We start from the raw sequence: 24534 nt of genomic DNA, 5'->3' as shown, positions 1-24534 counted from the left end.
CACCAATTTTGTGTGGGAAACACCTGTAGAAATACGGGGCCATAGCTCAGCTGGGAGAGCGCCTGCCTTGCACGCAGGAGGTCAGCGGTTCGATCCCGCTTGGCTCCACCACTACTGCTTCTGAAGTTTGAAAGCTTAGAAATGAGCATTCCATCAGATGATGATGAATGTTGATTTCTAGTCTTTGACTAGATCGTTCTTTAAAAATTTGGGTATGTGATAGAAAGATAGACTGAGATCCACTTTCACTGGTGGTGATCAGGCTAAGGTAAAATTTGTGAGTTCTCTTAGTTGAGAAATTCGAATTTTCGGCGAATGTCGTCTTCACAGTATAACCAGATTGCTTGGGGTTATATGGTCAAGTGAAGAAGCGCATACGGTGGATGCCTTGGCAGTCAGAGGCGATGAAAGACGTGGTAGCCTGCGAAAAGCTTCGGGGAGTCGGCAAACAGACTTTGATCCGGAGATGTCTGAATGGGGGAACCCAGCCATCACAAGATGGTTATCTTGCACTGAATACATAGGTGCAAGAGGCGAACCAGGGGAACTGAAACATCTAAGTACCCTGAGGAAAAGAAATCAACCGAGATTCCCTTAGTAGTGGCGAGCGAACGGGGACTAGCCCTTAAGTGGCTTTGAGATTAGCGGAACGCTCTGGAAAGTGCGGCCATAGTGGGTGATAGCCCTGTACGCGAAAGTCTCTTAGTCATGAAATCGAGTAGGACGGAGCACGAGAAACTTTGTCTGAATATGGGGGGACCATCCTCCAAGGCTAAATACTACTGACTGACCGATAGTGAACTAGTACCGTGAGGGAAAGGCGAAAAGAACCCCGGAGAGGGGAGTGAAATAGATCCTGAAACCGTATGCGTACAAGCAGTGGGAGCAGACTTTGTTCTGTGACTGCGTACCTTTTGTATAATGGGTCAGCGACTTATTTTCAGTGGCGAGCTTAACCGAATAGGGGAGGCGTAGCGAAAGCGAGTCTTAATAGGGCGTCTAGTCGCTGGGAATAGACCCGAAACCGGGCGATCTATCCATGGGCAGGTTGAAGGTTAGGTAACACTGACTGGAGGACCGAACCGACTACCGTTGAAAAGTTAGCGGATGACCTGTGGATCGGAGTGAAAGGCTAATCAAGCTCGGAGATAGCTGGTTCTCCTCGAAAGCTATTTAGGTAGCGCCTCATGTATCACTGTAGGGGGTAGAGCACTGTTTCGGCTAGGGGGTCATCCCGACTTACCAAACCGATGCAAACTCCGAATACCTACAAGTGCCGAGCATGGGAGACACACGGCGGGTGCTAACGTCCGTCGTGAAAAGGGAAACAACCCAGACCGTCAGCTAAGGTCCCAAAGTTATGGTTAAGTGGGAAACGATGTGGGAAGGCTTAGACAGCTAGGAGGTTGGCTTAGAAGCAGCCACCCTTTAAAGAAAGCGTAATAGCTCACTAGTCGAGTCGGCCTGCGCGGAAGATGTAACGGGGCTCAAACCATACACCGAAGCTACGGGTATCACGCAAGTGATGCGGTAGAGGAGCGTTCTGTAAGCCTGTGAAGGTGAGTTGAGAAGCTTGCTGGAGGTATCAGAAGTGCGAATGCTGACATGAGTAACGACAATGGGTGTGAAAAACACCCACGCCGAAAGACCAAGGTTTCCTGCGCAACGTTAATCGACGCAGGGTTAGTCGGTCCCTAAGGCGAGGCTGAAAAGCGTAGTCGATGGAAAACAGGTTAATATTCCTGTACTTCTGGTTATTGCGATGGAGGGACGGAGAAGGCTAGGCCAGCTTGGCGTTGGTTGTCCAAGTTTAAGGTGGTAGGCTGAGATCTTAGGTAAATCCGGGATCTTAAGGCCGAGAGCTGATGACGAGTTGCCTTTAGGCGACGAAGTGGTTGATGCCATGCTTCCAAGAAAAGCTTCTAAGCTTCAGATAACCAGGAACCGTACCCCAAACCGACACAGGTGGTTGGGTAGAGAATACCAAGGCGCTTGAGAGAACTCGGGTGAAGGAACTAGGCAAAATGGCACCGTAACTTCGGGAGAAGGTGCGCCGGTGAGGGTGAAGGACTTGCTCCGTAAGCCCATGCCGGTCGAAGATACCAGGCCGCTGCGACTGTTTATTAAAAACACAGCACTCTGCAAACACGAAAGTGGACGTATAGGGTGTGACGCCTGCCCGGTGCCGGAAGGTTAATTGATGGGGTTAGCTAACGCGAAGCTCTTGATCGAAGCCCCGGTAAACGGCGGCCGTAACTATAACGGTCCTAAGGTAGCGAAATTCCTTGTCGGGTAAGTTCCGACCTGCACGAATGGCGTAACGATGGCGGCGCTGTCTCCACCCGAGACTCAGTGAAATTGAAATCGCTGTGAAGATGCAGTGTATCCGCGGCTAGACGGAAAGACCCCGTGAACCTTTACTATAGCTTTGCACTGGACTTTGAATTTGCTTGTGTAGGATAGGTGGGAGGCTTTGAAGCGTGGACGCCAGTTCGCGTGGAGCCATCCTTGAAATACCACCCTGGCAACTTTGAGGTTCTAACTCAGGTCCGTTATCCGGATCGAGGACAGTGTATGGTGGGTAGTTTGACTGGGGCGGTCTCCTCCTAAAGAGTAACGGAGGAGTACGAAGGTGCGCTCAGACCGGTCGGAAATCGGTCGTAGAGTATAAAGGCAAAAGCGCGCTTGACTGCGAGACAGACACGTCGAGCAGGTACGAAAGTAGGTCTTAGTGATCCGGTGGTTCTGTATGGAAGGGCCATCGCTCAACGGATAAAAGGTACTCCGGGGATAACAGGCTGATACCGCCCAAGAGTTCATATCGACGGCGGTGTTTGGCACCTCGATGTCGGCTCATCACATCCTGGGGCTGAAGCCGGTCCCAAGGGTATGGCTGTTCGCCATTTAAAGTGGTACGCGAGCTGGGTTTAGAACGTCGTGAGACAGTTCGGTCCCTATCTGCCGTGGACGTTTGAGATTTGAGAGGGGCTGCTCCTAGTACGAGAGGACCGGAGTGGACGAACCTCTGGTGTTCCGGTTGTCACGCCAGTGGCATTGCCGGGTAGCTATGTTCGGAAAAGATAACCGCTGAAAGCATCTAAGCGGGAAACTTGCCTCAAGATGAGATCTCACTGGAACCTTGAGTTCCCTGAAGGGCCGTCGAAGACTACGACGTTGATAGGTTGGGTGTGTAAGCGCTGTGAGGCGTTGAGCTAACCAATACTAATTGCCCGTGAGGCTTGACCATATAACACCCAAGCAATTTGACTACTCGAAAGAGCATCAGATTGCGGTGTGTGAAGACGCAATGAACCGAAAGTTCGATGCTCACAAAACACCGAAAACTATCCCATACCCAATTTGCTGAAGCGAGGCCAGCCGGCCACGAGTCAGTACCCGAATTTCTTGACGACCATAGAGCGTTGGAACCACCTGATCCCATCCCGAACTCAGAAGTGAAACGATGCATCGCCGATGGTAGTGTGGGGTTTCCCCATGTGAGAGTAGGTCATCGTCAAGATTAAATTCCGAAACCCCAATTGCGAAAGCAATTGGGGTTTTGTTTTGCCCGCAGGAAAGTACTCGACCGTCGTAACAGCAACCATTGGGGAAATCCCTCTGAAATGACCGCCCGGTTTTTGGTATGGTGCAGCTCGTTTTTTAATGGACTGATGTCATGCCCAAGGATCGGCGCTCATTTTTTGTCAAAGAGTGGCTGCAGAAATGCCCGAACCCATCCCTATCAAGGATCACGAAAAAGAGACACGACTGGTCAACAAACGCCTGATCGCCTGTGCCTTGTTCGTCTTCGCCGTCAGTTGCGCCTTGGTTGTGCGCCTGTACATCCTGCAAGTCGTCGAGTTCGACTATCACTCGACCATCTCCGAAAACAACCGCGTCCATGTCCTGCCGATCCCGCCGACACGTGGCCTGATCTACGATCGTAATGGCGTATTGCTGGCCGATAACCGTCCCAGCTATAACCTGACGATCACAAGAGAACGTGCGACTGACGTCAACCAGGAGCTGAACGAAGTCATCAGCCTCCTGCACCTGCCCGCCGAGGATCGCACGGTCTTCGACAAGGCGATGAAGCAGTCGCGCCATCCGTTTACTCCGGTAACCCTGTTCTATGAGCTGACCGAAGAACAGATCGCTGTACTCGCCGTCAACGAGTTTCGCCTGCCGGGCCTGGATGTCGAACCGCAGTTCGTCCGTAACTACCCGCTCGGTGCGCACTTCGCACACTCGATCGGCTACGTCGGACGCATCAACGAAAAAGAATCCAAGACCCTCGATTCGGTCGAATACCGTGGCACGCAGTCCATCGGCAAGACTGGCATCGAACGCTTCTACGAACCGCAACTGCACGGTCACGTCGGATACGAGGAAGTGGAAACCAACGCTCAGGGCCGCGTATTGCGGGTCCTGAAACATACCGATCCGATTCCCGGCAAAAACATTGTCCTGAGCCTCGACATCAAGCTCCAGGAAGCCGCCGAAGCCGCATTGGGTGATCGTCGTGGTTCGGTGGTTGCACTGGATCCATCGACCGGAGAAGTGCTGGCCATGGTCAGCAACCCGAGCTTCGACCCCAATCTGTTTGTGACCGGTATCAGCTCCAAGGAATACTCGGCGCTGCGTGACTCCATCGACCGGCCGCTGTTCAACCGCGTACTGCGCGGCCTGTACGCGCCCGGTTCGACGATCAAACCAGAGGTGGCGATTGCCGGACTCGACGCTGGCGTGGTCACGCCACAGACCCGCGTCTTCGATCCTGGCTATTACCAATTGCCGGATTTCGACCACAAGTACCGCAACTGGAACCACAGCGGTGACGGCTGGGTGGACATGGACGCAGCGATCATGCGCTCCAACGACACCTACTTCTACGACCTGGCGCACAAGCTCGGTATCGATCGCCTGCACGACTACATGGCAATGTTCGGTCTCGGCGAGAAAGTCTCGCTCGACATGTTCGAAGAGTCTCCAGGCCTGATGCCTTCCCAGGCCTGGAAGCGCGCCACGCGCCGGCAAGCCTGGTTCCCCGGTGAGACGGTGATCCTCGGCATCGGCCAGGGCTACATGCAGGTCACGCCGCTGCAACTGGCTCAGGCCACTGCACTGATTGCCAACAAGGGCGTATGGAATCGTCCACATCTGGCCAAGACTGTCGACGGTGTACCGCCGGTGGATGAGCACCCGATGCCGAACATCCTGCTCAAGGACCCGCGCGACTGGGATCAGGTCAACCACGGCATGCAGATGGTGATGCACGACGCCCGAGGTATCGCCCGCGCTGCTGCAGCCGGTGCGCAATACCGCATCGCCGGCAAGAGTGGTACGGCGCAGGTGGTGGCGATCAAGCAAGGTGAGCGCTACAACCGCGAGAAAACCCTCGAGCGTCATCGTGACAACGCCTTGTTCGTCGGCTTTGCCCCGGCCGAGCATCCGAAAATCGCGATTTCGGTGATGATCGAAAACGGCGAGGCAGGTGGCCGAGTCGCAGGCCCCGTGGTGCGGCAGATCATGGACGCCTGGCTACTCGATCAGGACGGTCACCTCAAACCTCAATACGCTGCGCCGACCAAGGCGCCGGGTGATCCACACGTGTAATTCACTGCAGCTTCACAGCACAGGCTCACGCAAGCTGAGCATGTGCTGGAAGCTGTCGAGGAACACCGTTTCAGCCTGAGTCATCTTCTGCTCGCGATTCCACAGCAGCTGGATATCGAAATCCACCACCCCGTCCTCCGGCGGCAAGCGCCACAGCAGACCCTGCTCGACATCCCGTCGCACCAGGTGCGTCGGCAGACAACCAATACCAAACCCCGCACAGATCAGGCGGTAAATTTCTTCGAAACTGGTAGATGAAGCAACGATCTTGCCGGTAAAACCCTGCTGGTCACGAAATAGTGTCAACGGCGAAAGATTGCCGCCAAGCTGATCGCTGGTAAAGCTGACGAAGTTCTCCGAAGCGAGCTGCTCAAGCGTCAGATTCTGCTGCCCGAACAGTCGATGCCGCTGCCCGCAAAAGTACGCATAGCGCTCACGAAACAGCACCCGTTGCTCTAGCCTTGGTTGAGGCAGACGACATAATCCGACACCGACCGTGGCGGTCTTTTGCAGCAGTGAACTGATGATGTTCGAGCTGCCCATCACTTCGACTTCCAGCTCGATTTTCGGGTGAGTTTCGTGGAAATCCGCAAGAAACTCGTCGTAATGCCGCGCCTGCACGCCACTGACAGTCAGGATGCGGATCTTGCCCACCACATCGTCGTGACGGTTCTCTAAAACGGTGCCCAATCGGGAAATGTCGCCGTAGATATCCGCCGCAATCCGCAGGACTTCCTCCCCGGTTTCCGTCAGATCAAAGCGCCGTCCGCTGCGCGCAATCAGCACACAATCCAGTTGTTCTTCGAGACGTTTCAATGCCTGACTGACCGCCGATTGGGTGATGTGCAATCGGGCGGCGGCGCGGCTCATGCTGCCTTCTTGCCCGATCACCAGATAGGTGCGAAGCAGGTTCCAGTCCAGCCGATCATTGAGAAAACGCCGTCCGACCCAGGGATTCGAGGAAGAACTCATGCAGTAGCCACGCTAATAGTAAAGATAAGTTTTTGAAAATTGACTAATCCTTTCACGGAAGCGATAAAGCCCACAAGCGCCACAGAGCGCGACCGTCAGCTGCCTCGACACCTGCCCAAAACTATAAATACACAGGGTTCTTGCATGCACACCACCGCTCAGCCGCGTCGCGCCGCGGCCGCTGCCTTCATTGGCACGACCATCGAATTCTACGATTTCTACATCTACGCCACCGCCGCCGCGCTTGTGCTCGGGCAAGTGTTCTTTCCCAGCAGCGACCCGGTGACCAGCACGCTCGCCGCGTTCGGCAGTTTCGCCGTTGGTTTCATCGCCCGCCCGATGGCCGGCATGGTGTTCGGCCATCTGGGCGATCGCCTCGGTCGCAAGAAAATGCTGCTGGTGACCATGGCGTTGATGGGCCTGGCCACTGCTGGCATCGGCCTGTTGCCGAGTTATGCCAGCGTCGGTATCTGGGCGCCAATCGGTCTGATAATCCTGCGCTTGATTCAGGGCATCTCCGTCGGGGGCGAGTGGGGCGGGGCGGTGTTGATGGCCAGCGAACATGCGCCGGTCAAGCGCAAGACCTTCTACGCCTCCTTTGCGCAACTCGGCAGCCCGGCGGGTTTGCTGCTGGCACTGATCGCGTTCCGTCTGGTGACGTCGCTGTCGCCGGAGGACTTCCTCGCCTGGGGCTGGCGTCTGCCGTTCCTCGCCAGCGGCGTACTGATGATGGTCGGCTTGATGATCCGTTCCGGTGTGCATGAATCGCCGGAGTTCGCCAAGGCCAAAGACAACAACGAAACCGCCCAGTATCCAGTGAAGGACGTTATCCGACAGTGCTGGCGGCAGATCCTGTTCGCTGCCGCCGCCGTGACCATCGGCTCTGCCGGATTTTTCTTCACCAATACCTTCATGATCACCTACGTCACCCAGTATCAGGGCATCCCACGAGCGACCATTCTCGACTGCCTGTTCCTGGTGACGGTCATTCAATTGCTCTCGCAACCGCTGTCGGCGCTGCTGGCCGAACGCATTGGCGAAGGGCGGTTCCTGATGCTGGTGGCATTGCTGTGCATGGTCACGCCGTACCCGATGTTCCTGCTCGTCGGCACTCAAAACATTCTGTTGATGACCCTCGGCATCGCCATCGCGGTGGTGATCCTCTCGGCGCTATATGCGGTGATCGCCGGGTACATGACCCAGGCCTTCCCGGTACACCTGCGCTACTCGGGCATTTCCATCGCTTACCAGTTGAGCTGTGCGGTTGCCGGCGGTACCACGCCGCTGATCGGCACGCTGCTGGCCAGCAAGTTTTCCGGGCAATGGTTGCCGCTGGCGATGTTCTTCACGCTGTTGTCGGCCCTGTCGTTGATCGGTGTCTGCGGCCTCGCGCGTCTGCGGGCCAACCCGGCCGTCCTTCACACAAACAAAGAGGTGTATTCGTGAGTAAACCCGCCCACATCGACCCGATCGAATGGCAAGCCCGTTGTGAGCTCGCCGCGCTGTACCGATTGATCGCGCACTTTCGCATGACCGACCTGATCGACACTCATATCACCCTGCGGATTCCGGGGCCGGAGCATCATTTCCTGATCAACCGCTACGGCGTGATCTTTGACCGCATGCGCGCTTCCGATCTGGTGCGCATCGATCAGGACGGGCGCATCGTCGACCCTGAATACGCCGGGCATCGGGTCAACGCTGCCGGCTTCGTGATCCACTCGGCAATCCACATGGCGCGGCCGGATCTGAACTGCGTGATTCACACCCACACCGCTGCGGGCATGGCCGTCGCCGCGCAGAAGCAAGGCCTGCTGCCGATCAGTCAGCACGCGCTGAAGTTCTACGGAAAACTGGCTTACCACACCTACGAAGGCATCGCGCTGTCGCTGGATGAGCGCGAGCGGCTGATCGCCGATCTCGGCCCGCATCGCGCGATGATCCTGCGCAATCACGGCTTGCTGGTCGGTGGTTCCGGCGTGGCCCAGGCATTCCAGGAAATCCACTTCCTGGAGCGTGCCTGTCAGGCCCAGGTCCAAGCGCTGGCCGGCGGTTGCGAGCTGCATTTCCCGTCGCCGGAAGTCTGCGCCCACACCGCCGAACAGTTCGACCGCGATGAACAGGACAACATCATCGACCTGGCCTGGGAGGCCGCACTGACCCTGATCGAATCCCAGCGCGAGTCCTATCTGTCATGAACACCGTTGCACTGATGTCCCGTGACACGCTGTTGCTCAAACAATTGCAGGAAGCCTTTGCCCGCCGTGCGCCGCAGCTGTCAGCGGTGCTGGCCGATGATCCACGGGCGGCGAATGCGCAGATCGCGGCGTGCTGGTTTCCGCTGCCAGGCAGTCTTGCCGCGTTACCCAATCTGCAAGTGATTCACTCGGTCGCTGCCGGCATCGATCATCTGGAGCACGATCCGTCGTGCCCGGACCTGCCGGTGTGCCGGGTGGTCGATCCCGGCCATCGTCAGGGCATGACCGAGTACGTGCGCTGGGCGGTGATCCACTTTCATCGTGGCTTCGATCAGGTGCTGGAGCAACAGCGCCAGCAGCATTGGGAGAGACCGCTGCAACGCCCGGCCCATGAGTTTCGGATCGGCGTGATGGGCCTCGGCTCGCTCGGGAGCGCAATCGCCCAAGACCTGGCAACCGCCGGTTACGGCGTACGTGGCTGGGCGCGCAGCAGCAAGGATCTGCCGGGCGTGCAGACCTTCGCCGGCACTGATGCCTTCAATCCATTTCTCGACGGCGTGGAATTGCTGATCAATCTGCTGCCGCTGACTCACGAGACACGCGGCATCCTCAATCGCCAGACCTTCGAACGACTGGCCAACGGCGCGGCACTGATCAACGTCGGACGCGGCGGGCATCTGAACATCGAGGATCTGCAACAGGCGCTGGCCCGTGGAAAACTGCGCGGGGCGCTGCTCGATGTCTTCGAACAGGAACCGCTGCCCGCCAGCCATTCTCTGTGGAAAACCTCGGGAGTGACCATCACACCGCACATGGCTTCGGCGGCGTCTCACGACTGCATCGCCGAGCAGATCGCCGAGAACTTCCGCCGTCTGAATGCCGGCGAGCCTTTGCTCAACAGCGCGGATCGACTGCTCGGTTACTGATCCGCCAGACAGGCCTGCAAGCGCTCGATGAACAGCGTCTCGGCGCGGCTCATGCGCTGATCGCGGTTCCACAGCAGATGAATGTCGACATCGGCAATCCCTTCGTGGGGCGGCAGGCGCCAGAGCAATCCGGCCTCGACGTCCGCCGCCACCACGTGCTCCGGCAGGCAGCCGATGCCGAACCCGGCAATCACCAGTCGCCGCACTTCCTCCAGGCTCGGCGATGAGGCAACGATACGTCCGCTGAAGCCTTGCTGATCACGAAAAATCGTCAACGGCGAAAGCATCCCGCCAATCTGGTCACTGGTGAAACTGACGAAATTCTCCCGCTGCAAGTCGCCTTCACCGATGTCCTGTCGGCCGAACAGCGCGTGGTGTTTGCCGCAGAAAAACGCATAACGCTGACGCAGGAACAGACGCTGTTCCAGACGCGGTTGCGGGCGGCGATTAAGGCTCAGGCCGAGGGTCGCGGTTTTCTCCTGAAGGGCGCTGACGATGTCCGAACTGCGCATCACATCGACCTCCAGATCCACCCGTGGGTACTGCCGATGAAAGTCTGCGAGAAAGTCATCGAAGCGCTCGGAAAAGATCCGGCTGATGATCAGCAGCCGCACCTTGCCGATCACTTCGTCGGCCGGCTGCTCCAGCAGGCTGCTGACCTGGGACATCTGCCCGTAGATCTCGCCGGCCAGCTCGAAGATCTGCTCGCCGACTTCGGTGAGGGCAAAGCGCGGACCGCGCCGGGCAATCAACTGGCGACCCAGTTGCTCCTCAAGACGCTTGAGCGCCTGGCTCACCGCCGGTTGGGTCAAGTGCAGACGCGCTGCGGCACGGCTGATGCTCAGCTCCTGGCCGATCACGCGGAAGGTGCGCAGCAGGTTCCAGTCGAGGCGGTCGTTGAGCAGGCGCTGGACATCGCGTTCGGCCATGGGATTTCTCGATTATAAGGCTGGGTAATAATCAGAATAATAAATAGAAAATTGACTAATCATAGCCCCGGAACGATAAATCACCTCCAGACAGGCGCCGTCAGAGCACCTCGGATTTGCCGTTTCCCTCCTGCCAGAAAAACAATCAAAGGAGCCCGACCCCATGAAGCCCCATGCTTCGAACCAGCCGCGCCGTGCGGCGGCCGCAGCCTTTATCGGCACCATGATCGAGTGGTATGACTTTTACATCTACGCCACCGCCGCCGCGCTGGTGTTCGGTGCGCTGTTCTTTCCCTCCGACGATCCGCTGTTCAGCACCATGGCCGCGTTCGGGACCTTCGCCGTGGGCTTCTTTGCCCGGCCATTGGGCGGGATCATTTTCGGCCACATCGGCGACCGCATCGGCCGCAAGAAATCCCTGATCATCACGCTGCTGATGATGGGCGTGGTCACGGTGTGCATCGGTCTATTGCCGACCTACGCGCAGATCGGCGCGGCGGCACCAGTGCTGCTGATTCTGCTGCGCATCGTCCAGGGCATCGCCGTCGGTGGCGAGTGGGGCGGGGCGGTGTTGATGGCCGGCGAGCATGCGCCGAAAGGCCGGCGCAACTTCTTCGCGTCGTTCGCGCAACTGGGCAGCCCGGCGGGTTTGATTCTGTCGCTGCTGGCCTTCAGCGCGGTGACCCGTTTGCCTGAAGAAGACCTGATGAGCTGGGGCTGGCGTCTGCCGTTCCTCGCCAGTGCGCTGTTGCTGCTGGTGGGCCTGGCAATTCGCCTGGGCGTGAACGAGTCGCCGGAATTCCTCGCCAGCCGCGAGCAGGCCAGCAAGCAAATCAAGAAAGAACAGGCGCCGGTGATGGAAGTCCTGCGTACCGCGTGGCGTCCGCTGCTGCTGTGCATTGGCGCCAACACGCTGGGCATCGCGGGGGTGTATTTCACCAACACCTTCATGATCGCCTACACCACTCAGCAACTGGCGCTGCCGCGTTCGCTGATTCTCGAATGCCTGTTCTTCGTCGCGATCATCCAGTTCTGCATTCAGCCGCTGGCCGCGTGGACGGCGGAGAAGATCGGCGCGACGCGTTTCCTGTGCCTGGTGTCGCTGTTGGCGATGGCCTCGCCGTATCCGATGTTCGTGCTGGTCAGCTCGGCCCAGGCGCCGCTGATCATCCTCGGCATCGCCCTGGCGGTAGTGTGCATGGCGTCGTTCTATGCGGTGATCGCCGGTTACGTCAGCGGCATGTTCGAGACACGCGTGCGCTACACCGCGATCTCCCTGGCCTATCAGATTTGCGGTGCGGTGGCCGGCGGCCTGACGCCGCTGATCGGCACGATGCTGGCGCACAAGTTCACCGGGCAGTGGTGGCCGATGGCAGTGTTCTACAGCCTGATCGCCGGTATCTCGCTGGTCTGCGTGCTGTCCCTCGCCCGTCGTCACGCCAGTGCCCATCGCGCGGAAATGGCCCGTGCCTGACCCGGAATTTCAGGAGAACCTCATGTTGAAAATCAATGGCGAACGCCTGTGGGCGAGCCTGATGGCCATGGCCGAAATCGGTGCGACAGCCCGAGGCGGCAGCTGCCGTCTGGCATTGAGCGACGAAGACAAGGCCGGCCGCGAACTGTTCGCCCACTGGTGCCGCGAAGCCGGCATGACCTTGAGCGTGGATGCCATCGGCAACCTGTTCGCCCGCCGCGCCGGCACCGATCCGGATGCCGCCCCGGTGATGATGGGCAGCCACCTCGACACCCAGCCCGAAGGCGGGCGTTTCGACGGTGTCTACGGCGTGCTCGCCGGGCTGGAAGTGGTGCGTTGCCTCAACGACCTCAACATCCAGACCCGCAAACCGCTGGAAGTGGCGGTGTGGACCAACGAAGAAGGCGCACGCTTCACCCCGGCCATGTTCGGCTCGGCAGTGTTCACCGGGATCATGGATCTGAACGCCGCGCTGGCGGTGCGCGATGTCGATGGCATCAGCGTTGCCGAGGCTTTGCAGCGTACCGGTTACGCCGGAGAGCGTCCGTTGGGCGGCGCGGTGGATGCGTATTTTGAAGCACACATCGAGCAGGGCCCGATCCTTGAAGACAACGCCAAGAGTATCGGCGTGGTCACGGGCGGTCAGGCGATCCGCTGGCTCGACGTGCGCGTGGAAGGCATGGCCGCCCATGCCGGCACCACGCCGATGCCGCTGCGTAAAGACGCCTTGTACGGCGTGGCGCGGATGATCCAGGCAATCGAAGGTCTGGCCACGGATTTTGCGCCGGAGGGCCTGACCACCGTCGGTGAGTTGAGCATCAACAAGTCCTCGCGCAACACCATTCCGGGGCTGGTGAATTTCACCGTCGATCTGCGTCATCACCGCGACGACGCCATTGCCGCCATGGAGCAACAAGTCCGCGCCCGCCTGCAGGCCATCGCCGATGGCCGTGGCCTGAACCTGACGATCACCCCGCACTGGATCAGCCCGGCCACGCCGTTCGACGCCGAATGCGTCGCGGCGGTGCAGGAGGCGGTGGATGCGCTGGGCTACGCTCAGCAGTCGATTGTCAGCGGCGCCGGGCATGACGCGATTCATCTGGCGCGCTACTGCCCGACGGCGATGGTGTTCATCCCGTGCGTGGGTGGCCTGAGCCACAACGAAGCCGAAGATGTGTTGCCCGAAGACGTGAAGCAGGGCACTGATGTATTGCTCAACGCCGTGCTGGCCCGCGCCGGACGAATCGAACAGGGAGCCTGAACCATGCGCAGTTTTTTCCACCCCGAACAATTGCTCCACCATCCACGTAGCTATTACTCGCGCGGACAGATGCGTACGCCGCAGGAAGTCCCCGAGCGTGCGCAACGCCTGGTGCAGGCCGCCCACGGTCTGGGCTTCAGTGTCGAGCAACCTGCCGATGCAGGCCTTGCGCCGTTGCTGGCGGTACACGGCGCCCCGTATTTGACCTTTCTTCAGGAAGCCCACGCACGCTGGAAGGAAATCCCCGAAGACTGGGGCGACGAGGTGATGTCGAACATTTTCGTCCGTGAGCCCAACGCATTGCGCGGCATCCTCGCCCAGGCGGCGCGCTATCTGGCGGACGGCAGTTGCCCGGTCGGCGAACAGACCTGGCGCTCGGCCTACTGGTCGGCGCAAAGCGCAGTGGCGGGGGCTCAGGCATTGATCGATGGCGAGCCGGCGGCTTATGCGCTGTGCCGTCCACCGGGACATCACGCACGGGCCGCAGCGGCGGGCGGTTTTTGCTACGTGAACAACGCGGCGGTGGCGGCGCAGGTGTTGCGCGACAAGTTCGATAAAGTCGCCGTGCTCGACACCGACATGCACCACGGCCAAGGCATCCAGGAAATTTTCTACGACCGCGATGACGTTCTTTACGTCTCGGTGCATGGCGATCCGACCAACTTCTATCCGGGCGTCGCCGGGTTCGCCGACGAACGCGGCAGCGGCGCAGGGGAGGGCTTTAACCTCAACCTGCCGATGGCTCATGGATCAAGCGAAGCGGATTTCCTTGGGCAACTTGAAGTCGCATCGACGGCGGTGCGGGAGTTCGGCGCCGAGGTGCTGGTGCTGTCGCTGGGCTTCGATATCTATGAACTGGACCCACAAAGCAAAGTCGCCGTGACCCGTGACGGCTTTGCAGCATTGGGTGAGCGAATCCGCAGCCTGGGCCTGCCATGCCTGATCGTGCAGGAAGGCGGCTATCACCTGGAAAGTCTCGAAGACAACGCCCGGGCGTTTTTCGTGAATACCGAGGTGTGGCAGCGCTGAGACGATCCACCTGACGAAGCGCCCTGCGGTGCTTGCCATCGCCCTGACGTTAACGTAAACATTGGCGTCAGGGCGCTGAAGTAAAGAAGCGCAAAGCGGACCGCTCCGGAGCGCTTGATGACTCTAATAAAAACAACCGATCCCAAGTCTCACCACGAAGCCCGGCTGGCCCGGGAAAAACTCCATCTCGAAGGGCAAGTCCCGGATGGCGTGTTGCGTGCGGAGATCGATGCTTCGTGGCGGCGCAGCCTGAGCCACGGCGTGCATTTCAATGGCAAGCATGAGCTGGCACTGGAATCGAACGCCAGTCTCGATGTATTGCTGGCAAGCAATCGCCTGCTGATCGATGCGGCAATACCGGCCATCGATTACCTGGCCGAACGTCAGGGCAAGGAAGGCCTGATCATCCTCGCCAATTCCGACGCCACCATCCTCGCCGTCGAGGGACGGGCCGACCGGCTCAAGGGTAGCGGTCTGCAGGACATCACCCTCGGCGCCTGCTGGAGCGAAGCTGCCCGTGGCACCAACGCCCTCGGCACGGCGCTGGTCGAAGCTCGGCCCACTCTGATCGATTGCGGCGAGCATTACCTCGACCGCCTGAGCGATTTTTCCTGCACCTCAGTGCCGATCCATTGCCCCCAGGGTGAGATTCTCGGCGTCCTCGACCTGACCCGCGAAGGCCCTCTCGGCCGCGTTCACGACAGCACCGCGCTGCTGAGCATGGCGGTCAGTCAGATCGAGAGCCGGGTCTTCAATAACAGCTTTCCCGATCAGATCGTCCTCGCCTTCCACAGTCGCCGTCAGTATCTGGAATCGCCGTGGCAAGGCCTGCTGGCGGTCAGTCTTGGCGGGCAGATTCTGGCGGTCAGCGCCCAGGCCTGTCAGTTGCTGCGAGCCGAGCGTTCGGCATTGGTCGGCAAGCGCTGCGAGGAATTCCTCGGGGTCGATGGCGTGCAGTTGCTGACCCGTCTGCAACAGGGTGGTGTCGGCAGTGTGCAGACCGCCAAGGGCGAATTTTTCTACAAGACCCTGCGAGCCCCGGCGCGTTCGGTCAACCTCGGCGGCCCGCCGCGCAGCGTGGCGAAAACCGCCAAGGCGCAACCTGATCTGGAAGCACTGGCCGGCAACAACGACCGTTATGCCCGAGCCTTGCGCATGGCCCGACAAGGACTGGCCAATGCGTTGCCGGTGTTGCTGCTCGGCGAAACCGGCACGGGTAAAGAAGTGATCGCCCGCGCCCTGCACCTGGCCGGCAGCCGCAGCGACAAACCTTTTGTGGCTGTGAACTGCGCGGCGATTCCCGAAGGCCTGATCGAGTCGGAACTGTTCGGCTATCGCGAAGGTGCGTTCACCGGATCGCGCCGTGGCGGCATGATCGGGCGTCTACAGCAGGCACACGGCGGCACGCTGTTCCTCGATGAAATCGGTGACATGCCGCTGGCCCTGCAAGCGCGGCTGCTGCGTGTTCTGCAGGATCGCAAAGTCGCGCCGCTGGGGGCCGGGGAAGAGCAGGACATCGACGTCGCGCTGATCTGCGCCACCCACCGCGACCTCAAGCGTCAGGTCGAGGACAAGCTATTCCGGGAAGACCTGTTCTACCGGGTCAACGGCATCAGCGTGATGCTTCCGGCCCTGCGTGAGCGCGATGACTTCGCCGCGCTGGTCACTCGTCTGTTGGGCAAACTCGACGCACCGAACGCCGTGTTGCACGACGACCTCAATCGCTTGCTCGCGGGTTATCACTGGCCGGGTAACATCCGCCAACTGGAAATGGTCTTGCGCACCGCGCTGGCCATGCGCGAACCCGGTGAAACGGTGCTGACCCTCGATCACCTGCCCGACAGCATGCTCGATGAACTCTCTGCCACCGAGAAACCCCAGACCGGCAGCATTCGCGAGAACGAACTGGAGATGATCCGCCAGTCCCTCGACACCCATCAGGGCAATGTCTCGGCTGCGGCCGACGCTCTGGGCATCAGCCGCGCGACCCTGTACCGCAAACTCAAACAGTTGCGCTCGTGATGCAGCGCCTGTTCGTGCGGCTGATCGACAGCCAGAACCCCGCCGCGCTGCAAGCGGCATTGCGTTGGTTGTATGGGTTCGTGCGGCCGCAGCGGCTTGCGATTGCCGGACTGCTCGGTCTGTCGGTGTGCGCGTCGCTGCTGGTGCTGGTGCAGCCGTGGCTGGTCAAGCTGCTGATCGACGACGGCCTGCTGGCACGCAACTTCCCGATGCTGGTAATGATCGCGGTGCTGATGATCATCGCGGGACTGCTCGGCACGGCGTTGTCGGGGATCAACCGTTATCTGCACACGCGGCTGTCCGGGCGGATTCTGTTTGCTCTGCGCGATGATCTTTACCGGCATTTGCAGAAGCTGTCGCCGAGCTTCTACGGCCATCGGCGGATCGGTGATCTCATGTCGCGGCTGGATGGCGATGTGGCGGAGATTCAGCGCTTCGCCGTGGACTCGTTGTTCTCGGCGGTGTCGAGTGTGATTGGCCTGGTAGTGGCGATAGCGATGTTGTTCACCCTGTCGTGGAAACTCTCGTTGCTGGCGCTGGTGCTGATCCCGCTCGACGTGCTGTGGCTGCGCTGGATGCGGCGCAAGGTCGAGCGCGACGTGCGGCAGTTGCGCGAGCGTTCGGCGGACATGTCGTCGTTCATGGTCGAGACCCTTCCGGTGATGAAATTCATCCAGTCCGCCGGCCAGCAACAGCGTGAAGCACGGCGTCTGGAAAACCTCGGGCAAGGCTACATGAACCAGTTGCTGCGGCTGCAAGTCACCGAGTTTTTCACCCAGGCCGTGCCTGGCACCTTGACCTCGCTGTCCCGCGCCTGCGCTTTTTTGATCGGTGGCTATTGGGTGGTACAGGGCACCTGGCAGCTCGGCGCGCTGATCGCGTTTTCCACCTATCTTGGGATGGCGGTCGGGCCGGTGCAGAGCCTGTTGGGATTGTACGTGGCAATCCAGCGCATGACCGTCAGTCTGGGGCGAGTCATGGAGTTGCGCGGCGAAGAGCCCACCGTGTTTTCACCGGTCACGCCGAAACCGTTTCCGACTTCGGGGGAGCTGCGTTTCGACACGGTGCACTTCAGCCATCCGGGTCGCCCAAGCACATTGAGCGGCATCGAGGCGACGATTCCCTACGGTCTGAAAGTCGCCTTGAGCGGCGGCTCCGGTGTCGGCAAATCGACGCTGATCGATCTGCTGCAACGGCATCATGATCCGCAGTCCGGGCGAGTGTTGCTCGGCGAGGTGGATTTGCGTGAACTTGAACTGTTCGAACTGCGCCGGCGCATTGCCGTGGTCAGTCAGGACATCGTGCTGTTTCGCGGCAGCCTCGCCGACAACCTGGCCTACGCGGTGCCGGACGCCAGCCGCGAGGCCATCGCCGAGGTCGCACGGCTGGCGCAACTCGACAGCTTGATCGCGTCGCTGCCCGAAGGCCTCGACAGCCCGCTGGGCGAGCGCGGTCAGCAGTTGTCCGGCGGGCAGAAACAGCGCATCGCGATTGCCCGGGCGCTGTTGCAGGATCCGCTGATTCTGGTGCTCGACGAAGCCACATCGGCAGTCGATGAAGCCACCGAGCGCGAGGTGATCGAAGCCATCGACCGGTTATTTGCCGGGCGCACACGAATCCTTATCAGCCACCGCCCCTCGACCCTGGCCGATGCTGACCTGCGTTTCGAGTTGCTCGACGGTGTACTCATTTCGAAAACGGTGCTGCATGAAGCCTGAATTGCGTATCGGTGTGGTCGACAGCGGACACTCGGCTGCGCAACGGGTGCAGGTGGTTGCCGGGCGACGGTTCTCATTGCTGGAGGACGGTCTGGCCGAATCGGATCTGCGCGACGATCCGCTTGGTCATGGCAGCGCGGTGATCGAGGCGATCAGCCGTCGCGCACCGGCCGCGCAGATTTGTGTGGCTCAGGTGTTCGATCAACGCGGTGTCACCAGCGCCTTGCAGATTTCTGCGGCCATCGATTGGCTGGTGGCGCAGGACGTGCGGCTGATCAATCTGAGCCTTGGCCTGCGTCAGGATCGCAGTCTGTTGCGCCAAGCCTGCGCGGCGGCGGTGGCTCGTGGAGTGTTGCTGTGTGCATCGAGCCCGGCGCAGGGCGCGGCGGTGTTTCCGGCCAGTTATCCGCAAGTATTGCGGGTGACCGGTGACGCCCGTTGCACCGATGAACAGTGGTCCTGGCTCGACAGTGCACAGGCGGATTTTGCCGCGTGTGTTCGTGGCACCTATCCGGGGCAGTCCGGGGCCAGTCTGGGGTGTGCCGCGTTGAGCGGTCACATTGCCCGCTATTTGCTGGAGCATCCTCAGGCGAGCAATGCCGAGGTCATTGATTGGCTGAAACAGCACGCTCGTTATCGCGGCCCTGAACGGCGTTTCGGCCCATGACGCCGATCCTGATTCTCGGTGCCGGGTCGGCTGGTGCAGCGGTTGCGTTGGGGCTTCGACGCTTGGGTTACACGGTGACACTGGTCAGCGAATGGCGCCGCTTTGCGGCGCTCGAAGGCGTGTCGCAACGGGTGCTGGAGGCGTTGCGCGGTGCCGGGTTGAATCATGCGCTGGCGGACGCCACGTTGCCGTCCCGGCGACAGGTTTCGTGGAATGGCCAGCAGCATGCGCAGAACATCGAGTTTCTGCTGGATCGTCCGACCTTCGATCGTGGTTTGCGTGAAGACTTGCGGCTGGCCGGCGTCGAGGTGATTGAAGGGCGAATCCTGACTGTGCAGTCCTCGGGGGACGGTCATCGAGTCGAGCTCGACCGTGGTGAGACACTGACGGCGGATTTCCTGGTGGAGGCCCGGGGGCGACAGGCACCGGCATCCGGCAAAGGCCTGCGCGGACCGGAGACGGTCAGCCTGCTCAATCGTTGGCAAGGGGCACCGGGTGTGACCGCCAGTGCCGTGGAAAGCCTTGAAGATGGTTGGGCGTGGATGGCGCGGCGGGATGACGGCCAATGTTATTGGCAATGGACCATGGACGTGGCGAGCGCCGGGTTGCCGGGCAAGGCGCAGTTGCTCGATTACTGCCGCACGCGGCGTCAGGCTTCGGATTTTGCTCAAGCGTTCTTTGCTAGTGGCGTGGAGTCGGAGTTGCAACTGCACGCTCGCAGCAGCACGGCGATTCTTGCGCCGCAGGTCTGCGGTGAAAACTGGATTCGTGTCGGCGATGCGGCGATGGCAGTGGACCCGCTGTCCGGCAACGGGATTTTTCAGTCGCTGTCCTCGGCGTTGCAGGCGCCGGTGGTGATCAATACGTTGCTGCGCAAACCGGAACGAGCAGCCTTGGCGCAACGTTTTCATCGGCAACGGGTGGAGCAATTGTTCCTGCGCTTTGCGCGCATCGGCCGGGACTTTTATGCCGATGAACAGCGTTGGCTTGATCAGCCATTCTGGCAGGCGCGGCGGCATTGGCCCGACGCGGAAGTAGCCCATGCAGCGGCGGATTTTGCCGCATTACGCATCGAGCGGATGCCGGTGTTGCGTGACGGGTTTGTCGATGAAACCGAGGTGGTGATTACGGCGGAACAGCCGCTGGGGATCTGGCATGTGCAAGGCGTGGAGCTGGCGCCGCTGGTAAGGCGCTTGCGCGATGAGCCGGCGGATCGGGCGCTGGCGGGGTTGACGCGTGAGCAGGGACGAGCCGTTCGCGGGTGGCTGTTGGCTCAGGGTTTCAAACCCTGAGCCAAGAGCCCAGTTATTACAATTTGATCAACACCGACTTCAACTCGGTGTAATGCTCGATCGCCGCATACCCCATCTCGCGCCCGACCCCGGACATCTTGTAGCCGCCAAACGGCAGCGCCGGATCCAGCGCACTGTGGCAGTTGACCCACACCGATCCCGACTTGATCCGTGGAATCATCCGGTGCACTGCCGCCAGGTCGTTCGACCAGATGCTGGCGCCCAGACCGTAAGGACTGTCGTTGGCCATGCGCAGTGCATCCGCCTCGTCATCGAATGGAATCGCCACCAGCACCGGCCCGAAGATCTCTTCCTGCACCAGCGAATGCTGCTGGTCTACATCGACAATCACCGTCGGTTTGACGAAGAACCCCGGCCCGAATTGCTCGCCGCCGCAGGCGATGGTTGCGCCGCTTTCCCGGCCCATTTCGATGTAGTTGTAGACCCGCTCCTGCTGGCGCGCGGAAATCAGCGGGCCCATTTCCACGCTCGGGTCGAGGCCGTTGCCGAGTTTCATCGCATTGGCGATGTCGCTGATGTCGGCCACCACATTGTCGAAATGCTTGCGCTGCACATACAGCCTGGAGCCTGCACAGCAGACCTGGCCCTGGTTGAAAAATATCGCACTGGCCGCACCCGCTGCGGCGGTTTTCAGGTCGGCGTCGGCCATGACGATGGTCGGTGATTTACCGCCCAGTTCCAGGGTGACCCGGGTCATCGAATCCATGGCAATCTTGCCGATCTGCTTGCCGACGGCGGTGGAGCCGGTGAAGGTCAGTTTGTCGACCAGCGGGTTGTGGGTCAGGGCGGAACCGGCGGTGATGCCGGTGCCGGTGACCACGTTGAACACGCCTTCCGGATAACCCGCCTCCAGTACCAGTTCCGCCAGTTTCAGCGCGGTCAGCGGGGTTTCGTCGGCCGGTTTGAGCACCACGGTGCAACCGGTGGCCAGCGCCGGGCCGAGTTTCCAGCAGGCCAGCAGCAGCGGAAAATTCCAGGCGACGATGGCGCCGACCACGCCCACGGCTTCGCGGCGGATGAAACTGTGGAACTGATCGCCGGGCATCAACGGCAGTGAAACGTCGACACTGGAACCTTCGATCTTGGTGGCCCAGCCAGCCATGTAACGCAGGAAGTCGATGGCCAGTTGCACGTCCATCACTTGCGCCACGGCAGCGCTCTTGCCGTTGTTCAGGCATTCCAGTTGTGCCAGCAGTTCGGCGTCGCGCTGCATAAGGTCGGCGAGTTTCCACAACAGGTTCTGCCGTTCACGCGGGCGGGTGCGGCTCCACGCTGAATCATCGAAGGCTTGTCGGGCGGCGAGCACCGCACGGTCGACATCTTCCGGTGTGGCGCGTGGCACCACACACAACGCTTCGCCAGTGGCTGGGTTGTGCAGCGGCATGGTCTGGCCGTCGGCGGCTTCGACCCAGTCGCCGCCGATCAGCATGCGCGGCGGGCGCTGGATGAAGGCCGAGGTGGCAGGAAGCAGATAGGGCAGGGGCATGGTGAAGACCTCTTGTTGTTTGTAGACGTGAGGAGGGCTTCGCAACGGCTGTGCCAAAGGCGTGAAGTTGCTGCGCGGGCCGCGCCGCGCCGGGCTTGTGGCAGTGCAGCGATAACACGGCGGCAAGGTTTTATTCTCAAAAAGCGACAACCGGTGAGACGTGGTGCCACCGGTCGGAGGTTCTGCCACTTGCTCTGGGTGCGGATAAACTTTCCCGTTGGGAGGATGCATGCATTCAGGTCTGGATCACCCGACCGGGAGGTGGCGACGATGATTTCAACCCTGGAAATCCAAAACATTATCGAACACAGTTTTCAACCGCTGGTCTGCACCTGCAGTGTGGCAGCGGATCAGTCGCTGACGATCCGTGTCTGCGATTGCATGACCGGCAAGGTCGAATTGCTGGCCAGCCATGTCCCGCTGTGGACGCTGGACAGCACCCACGCGCTGGCCACGCTGATTGCCGATATGCGCCTGGAAATCGAGGCGCACAAGAGCCGGGAACCCATGTACTACATCTGAATCAACCCGCCCGCGAGAGGCGGGCGGGGGGGGGCGAAAACGTCAACAGGCGACCTTGCGGGATATTTCCTGAAAGGTGTGGCTGTCGGCGGCGATCAGCATCCGGCGCTGATCCTTGAGGGTGGCCAGGAACGTCACTTCGGTTTCGTGACCGGCCAGCATGAACCCGGCAATGGCACCGATGGGCCCCAGCAGCATCGCACCGGCCACGCCATAGCCGATGACATCCTTGAAGTTGTTGATCGACTCTTCGTTGGCTACTTCCAGCGTCTTGATCGATGACAGCGGGAGGGTAAGACCCGGCCAGGGATGCAGCGATGTTCTCAGCGTAAAGTTGCCGTCCCTGTACTCTCCGTCACCCTGCAGAAAGTCCCCCGCCAGGACTGTGATGTTGGCCATTACAGATCTCCTTTTCGGCATTCGGTGAACCACCATTTCGCGCCTGGGCACGGGTGTCGTCAATCGTCGGGCGATGAGCTGCGCTGTGGCACAACAGCCGCTGCTGTCGCCCGTGGCTATGCTTGTCTCACACTGCAACAACTGTCGCGAAATTGGACGCCGGGCCATACCCCGGACGCTGGCGCGACGCAGTGATCTTCACGTAACTGCTTGATTGAAAAGCTTATCGGCAAGCTGGCACGCTCCGTGTATTGCTCACAACAGACGTTTCGCTTGCCTCCGTTCGTGCATCGCCGCGAACGGCAGAAACCATAAAAACGATAAGCCACAACAATAAGAAAGCACCGTGCGAGGTTCGACGTTGATGAAGAGAAAACTCCGATCAGGCATGAGCGCCAGTTTGCTGGCCGTGGCCGCTTGTGTGGCCCTGCATTCGCCCCACAGCCTGGCAGCCCGCGACGCCCAGACCATCCTCAAGGAGACCTGCCAGGGTTGTCACACCCCTGAAGCCGGCGACCAGTTGAGCCGCATCAGCCACCAGCGCAAGACCCCGGAAGGCTGGCTGATGAGCATTGCCCGCATGCAGACCATGCACGGTTTGCAGATCAGCGATGAAGACCGTCGGACGCTGGTCAAATACCTGGCCGACACCCAGGGCCTGGCACCCAGCGAAACCGATGGCGTGCGTTACGCGCTGGAACGACGGCTGAACACCGTCGAGCAGTTCGACGAGAAAACCGCGCAAATGTGCGGCCGCTGCCACTCCGGTGCGCGGATCGCCCTGCAACGGCGTCCGGCTCAGGAATGGGAGCGCCTTGTGAACTTCCACCTCGGCCAATGGCCGTCGCTGGAGTATCAGGCGCTGGCCCGTGATCGCGACTGGTTCGATATCGCCCGCAAGGAAATGGTCCCGCTGCTGGCCAAGCGTTATCCGCTGGACAATCCTGCATGGCAGGCCTGGATCAAAACCGCACCGAAAGCCGAAGCGCTGGTCGGCGACTGGAGCTTCAGCGGCCACCTGCCGGGCAAGGGTGAACTGGCCGGCACCATGACCGTCGCCGCCGATGGCAGCGACACCTTCAAGGTTGCCGTCAAAGGCCAGTACGCCGATGGCAGCCCGTTCAACGGCGATGGCAGTGCGATCCTCTACAGCGGCTACGAATGGCGCGGCAACGTGACCGTCGATGGCGTGACCATGCGCCAGGTGTTCGCCGCACAAGGCAACGCCATGCAAGGCCGGATGTTCGAGGCCGAGCACGATGAGCGTGGCCTGGACTTCGTCGCCGCCAAACAGGGTTCGCAGCGCTTGCTGGCGGTGCAGCCGGGTTATGTGAAGGCCGGCAGCGAAACCGAAGTGACCCTGATCGGCAGCGGTTTGAGCGGCAAGCCGAATTTCGGCAAAGGTGTGGATGTAGTCGAAGTGGTCGAGCAGAACGCCGAGCGGATCAAGGTCAAAGTCAAAGCCGTAGCCAATGCCCAGCCGGGCCTGCGCGCCGTCAGCGTCGGGAGGCTGAAAGGCCCGAGCCTGTCGGTGTACAGCACGATCGCTTCGGTCAAAGTGGTGCCGGAATTCTCGGTGGCGCGGATCGGCGAGGGCGGTGGTTCGACGCCGAAAGTCCAGGGCCGCTTCGACGCCGAAGCCTGGGGCAAGGGCGCCGACGGCAAGCCGTATCGCATCGGCGTGTTCCCGGCGCAATGGAAAGTCGAAGCCTTCGACGAGCGCGCCAAAGAGGACGAAGACGTCAAGTTCGCCGGTACCATGCAGGCCGACGCAGGCGTGTTCACCCCGGGCGATGCCGGGCCGAATCCGGCACGCAAGATGTCCACCAACAATGCCGGCAACCTCAAGGTGATCGCCGCCGTCGACGATGCAGGGAAATCCCTGACCGGCGAAGGCCACCTGATCGTCACCGTGCAACGCTGGAACAATCCACCCATTCCCTGATGTTGAAACGTGAGTTGAGCTGATCGCCAGCGACAGACACTTTTCGGAATGACCGCA

The 24534-nt window shown here is 60.4% G+C and carries 17 protein-coding genes, 2 tRNA genes and 2 rRNA genes (1 of these 21 running past the window's edge); 17 read left to right on the top strand and 4 right to left on the bottom strand.

Annotation, left to right across the window (positions count from 1 at the left end):
* The 5 genes from NH234_RS20740 to mrdA form a co-directional block, all read left to right on the top strand.
* Positions 1–5: transfer RNA gene (locus tag NH234_RS20740), tRNA-Ile, on the top strand; it begins 72 nt to the left of the window's first position.
* A gap of 30 nt (positions 6–35) precedes the next feature.
* Positions 36–111: transfer RNA gene (locus NH234_RS20735), tRNA-Ala, on the top strand.
* 245 nt (positions 112–356) lie between these two features.
* A 23S ribosomal RNA gene (locus NH234_RS20730) occupies positions 357–3247 on the top strand.
* 157 nt (positions 3248–3404) lie between these two features.
* A 5S ribosomal RNA gene (gene rrf, locus NH234_RS20725) occupies positions 3405–3520 on the top strand.
* Positions 3521–3723: 203 nt separating this feature from the next.
* Positions 3724–5616, top strand: a complete 1893-nt coding sequence (mrdA, locus tag NH234_RS20720; RefSeq protein WP_085733451.1) for a penicillin-binding protein 2 — start codon at positions 3724–3726, stop codon at positions 5614–5616.
* Positions 5617–5628: 12 nt separating this feature from the next.
* Here the strand turns inward: mrdA and NH234_RS20715 are convergent, their stop codons facing one another.
* Positions 5629–6588 (bottom strand): LysR family transcriptional regulator, encoded by a 960-nt coding sequence (locus NH234_RS20715; protein ID WP_085733452.1) that lies wholly within the window; start codon positions 6586–6588, stop codon positions 5629–5631.
* A 144-nt stretch (positions 6589–6732) separates the two neighbouring features.
* On the opposite strand from NH234_RS20715, the gene NH234_RS20710 reads away from it, so the two are divergent.
* From NH234_RS20710 to NH234_RS20700, 3 genes are read left to right on the top strand one after another with little or no spacing between them, the layout of a single operon-like run.
* Positions 6733–8034, top strand: coding sequence for an MFS transporter (locus tag NH234_RS20710; RefSeq protein ID WP_367254135.1), 1302 nt, complete (start codon positions 6733–6735; stop codon positions 8032–8034).
* Positions 8031–8786 carry a class II aldolase/adducin family protein gene (locus tag NH234_RS20705; RefSeq protein ID WP_011335215.1) on the top strand — a complete coding sequence of 252 codons (756 nt, stop codon included), beginning with the start codon at positions 8031–8033 and terminating at the stop codon, positions 8784–8786. The genes NH234_RS20710 and NH234_RS20705 overlap by 4 nt, the downstream gene beginning before the upstream one ends.
* Positions 8783–9712 (top strand): glyoxylate/hydroxypyruvate reductase A, encoded by a 930-nt coding sequence (locus NH234_RS20700; RefSeq protein ID WP_085733455.1) that lies wholly within the window; start codon positions 8783–8785, stop codon positions 9710–9712. The genes NH234_RS20705 and NH234_RS20700 overlap by 4 nt, the downstream gene beginning before the upstream one ends.
* Here NH234_RS20700 and NH234_RS20695 read toward each other — a convergent pair.
* On the bottom strand, positions 9706–10641 hold the full coding sequence (locus NH234_RS20695; protein ID WP_007953119.1) for a LysR family transcriptional regulator: 936 nt from the start codon (positions 10639–10641) through the stop codon (positions 9706–9708). The two genes, NH234_RS20700 and NH234_RS20695, sit on opposite strands and share 7 nt — an antisense overlap.
* 163 nt (positions 10642–10804) lie before the next feature.
* Between NH234_RS20695 and NH234_RS20690 the strand changes: the two genes are divergently transcribed.
* From NH234_RS20690 to NH234_RS20660, 7 genes are all read left to right on the top strand, one after another.
* Positions 10805–12115 carry an MFS transporter gene (locus NH234_RS20690; RefSeq protein WP_367254132.1) on the top strand — a complete coding sequence of 437 codons (1311 nt, stop codon included), beginning with the start codon at positions 10805–10807 and terminating at the stop codon, positions 12113–12115.
* Between the two features lie 22 nt (positions 12116–12137).
* Entirely contained in the window at positions 12138–13376 is a 1239-nt protein-coding gene (locus NH234_RS20685) for a Zn-dependent hydrolase (RefSeq protein WP_367254131.1), read from the top strand.
* 3 nt (positions 13377–13379) lie between these two features.
* Positions 13380–14405, top strand: a complete 1026-nt coding sequence (locus NH234_RS20680; RefSeq protein WP_085733459.1) for a histone deacetylase family protein — start codon at positions 13380–13382, stop codon at positions 14403–14405.
* Positions 14406–14522: 117 nt separating this feature from the next.
* Positions 14523–16427, top strand: coding sequence for a sigma-54-dependent Fis family transcriptional regulator (locus NH234_RS20675; RefSeq protein ID WP_085733460.1), 1905 nt, complete (start codon positions 14523–14525; stop codon positions 16425–16427).
* Positions 16427–18145 carry an ABC transporter ATP-binding protein gene (locus tag NH234_RS20670; RefSeq protein WP_085733461.1) on the top strand — a complete coding sequence of 573 codons (1719 nt, stop codon included), beginning with the start codon at positions 16427–16429 and terminating at the stop codon, positions 18143–18145. Before NH234_RS20675 ends, NH234_RS20670 begins: the two co-directional genes overlap by 1 nt.
* Positions 18135–18812, top strand: a complete 678-nt coding sequence (locus NH234_RS20665) for a S8 family serine peptidase (RefSeq protein WP_085733462.1) — start codon at positions 18135–18137, stop codon at positions 18810–18812. The genes NH234_RS20670 and NH234_RS20665 overlap by 11 nt, the downstream gene beginning before the upstream one ends.
* Complete coding sequence (locus NH234_RS20660) at positions 18809–20104, top strand: NAD(P)/FAD-dependent oxidoreductase (protein ID WP_367254128.1); 1296 nt, start codon at positions 18809–18811, stop codon at positions 20102–20104. The genes NH234_RS20665 and NH234_RS20660 overlap by 4 nt, the downstream gene beginning before the upstream one ends.
* A 16-nt stretch (positions 20105–20120) precedes the next feature.
* Here NH234_RS20660 and NH234_RS20655 read toward each other — a convergent pair whose 3' ends face one another.
* Entirely contained in the window at positions 20121–21611 is a 1491-nt protein-coding gene (locus tag NH234_RS20655) for an aldehyde dehydrogenase family protein (protein ID WP_085733464.1), read from the bottom strand.
* Between the two features lie 270 nt (positions 21612–21881).
* Between NH234_RS20655 and NH234_RS20650 the strand changes: the two genes are divergently transcribed.
* Positions 21882–22133, top strand: coding sequence for a DUF1652 domain-containing protein (locus NH234_RS20650; protein ID WP_085733465.1), 252 nt, complete (start codon positions 21882–21884; stop codon positions 22131–22133).
* A 42-nt stretch (positions 22134–22175) separates the two neighbouring features.
* On the opposite strand, the gene NH234_RS20645 is transcribed toward NH234_RS20650, so the two are convergent.
* Positions 22176–22532, bottom strand: a complete 357-nt coding sequence (locus NH234_RS20645) for a hypothetical protein (RefSeq protein ID WP_085733466.1) — start codon at positions 22530–22532, stop codon at positions 22176–22178.
* 364 nt (positions 22533–22896) lie between these two features.
* Between NH234_RS20645 and peaA the strand changes: the two genes are divergently transcribed.
* On the top strand, positions 22897–24477 hold the full coding sequence (gene peaA / locus NH234_RS20640; protein WP_367254126.1) for a quinohemoprotein amine dehydrogenase subunit alpha: 1581 nt from the start codon (positions 22897–22899) through the stop codon (positions 24475–24477).
* Positions 24478–24534 lie beyond the last annotated feature (57 nt).

The sequence above is a fragment of the Pseudomonas sp. stari2 genome, from assembly GCF_040760005.1.
Lineage (GTDB): Bacteria > Pseudomonadota > Gammaproteobacteria > Pseudomonadales > Pseudomonadaceae > Aquipseudomonas.
Note: the sequence above shows the minus strand (reverse complement) of the source record. Positions and strands in the feature narration are given on the sequence as shown.

Bases quoted from the DNA above. Each gene is read 5' to 3' on its own strand.
- NH234_RS20700 (WP_085733455.1), top strand. From the start codon at position 8,783: ATGAACACCGTTGCACTGATGTCCCGTGACACGCTGTTGCTCAAACAA.
- NH234_RS20665 (WP_085733462.1), top strand. From the start codon at position 18,135: ATGAAGCCTGAATTGCGTATCGGTGTGGTCGACAGCGGACACTCGGCT.
- NH234_RS20685 (WP_367254131.1), top strand. From the start codon at position 12,138: ATGTTGAAAATCAATGGCGAACGCCTGTGGGCGAGCCTGATGGCCATG.
- NH234_RS20695 (WP_007953119.1), bottom strand. From the start codon at position 10,641: ATGGCCGAACGCGATGTCCAGCGCCTGCTCAACGACCGCCTCGACTGG.
- NH234_RS20645 (WP_085733466.1), bottom strand. From the start codon at position 22,532: ATGGCCAACATCACAGTCCTGGCGGGGGACTTTCTGCAGGGTGACGGA.
- mrdA (WP_085733451.1), top strand. From the start codon at position 3,724: ATGCCCGAACCCATCCCTATCAAGGATCACGAAAAAGAGACACGACTG.
- NH234_RS20710 (WP_367254135.1), top strand. From the start codon at position 6,733: ATGCACACCACCGCTCAGCCGCGTCGCGCCGCGGCCGCTGCCTTCATT.
- NH234_RS20680 (WP_085733459.1), top strand. From the start codon at position 13,380: ATGCGCAGTTTTTTCCACCCCGAACAATTGCTCCACCATCCACGTAGC.
- NH234_RS20655 (WP_085733464.1), bottom strand. From the start codon at position 21,611: ATGCCCCTGCCCTATCTGCTTCCTGCCACCTCGGCCTTCATCCAGCGC.
- NH234_RS20670 (WP_085733461.1), top strand. From the start codon at position 16,427: ATGCAGCGCCTGTTCGTGCGGCTGATCGACAGCCAGAACCCCGCCGCG.
- NH234_RS20660 (WP_367254128.1), top strand. From the start codon at position 18,809: ATGACGCCGATCCTGATTCTCGGTGCCGGGTCGGCTGGTGCAGCGGTT.
- NH234_RS20690 (WP_367254132.1), top strand. From the start codon at position 10,805: ATGAAGCCCCATGCTTCGAACCAGCCGCGCCGTGCGGCGGCCGCAGCC.
- NH234_RS20675 (WP_085733460.1), top strand. From the start codon at position 14,523: ATGACTCTAATAAAAACAACCGATCCCAAGTCTCACCACGAAGCCCGG.
- NH234_RS20650 (WP_085733465.1), top strand. From the start codon at position 21,882: ATGATTTCAACCCTGGAAATCCAAAACATTATCGAACACAGTTTTCAA.
- peaA (WP_367254126.1), top strand. From the start codon at position 22,897: ATGAAGAGAAAACTCCGATCAGGCATGAGCGCCAGTTTGCTGGCCGTG.
- NH234_RS20715 (WP_085733452.1), bottom strand. From the start codon at position 6,588: ATGAGTTCTTCCTCGAATCCCTGGGTCGGACGGCGTTTTCTCAATGAT.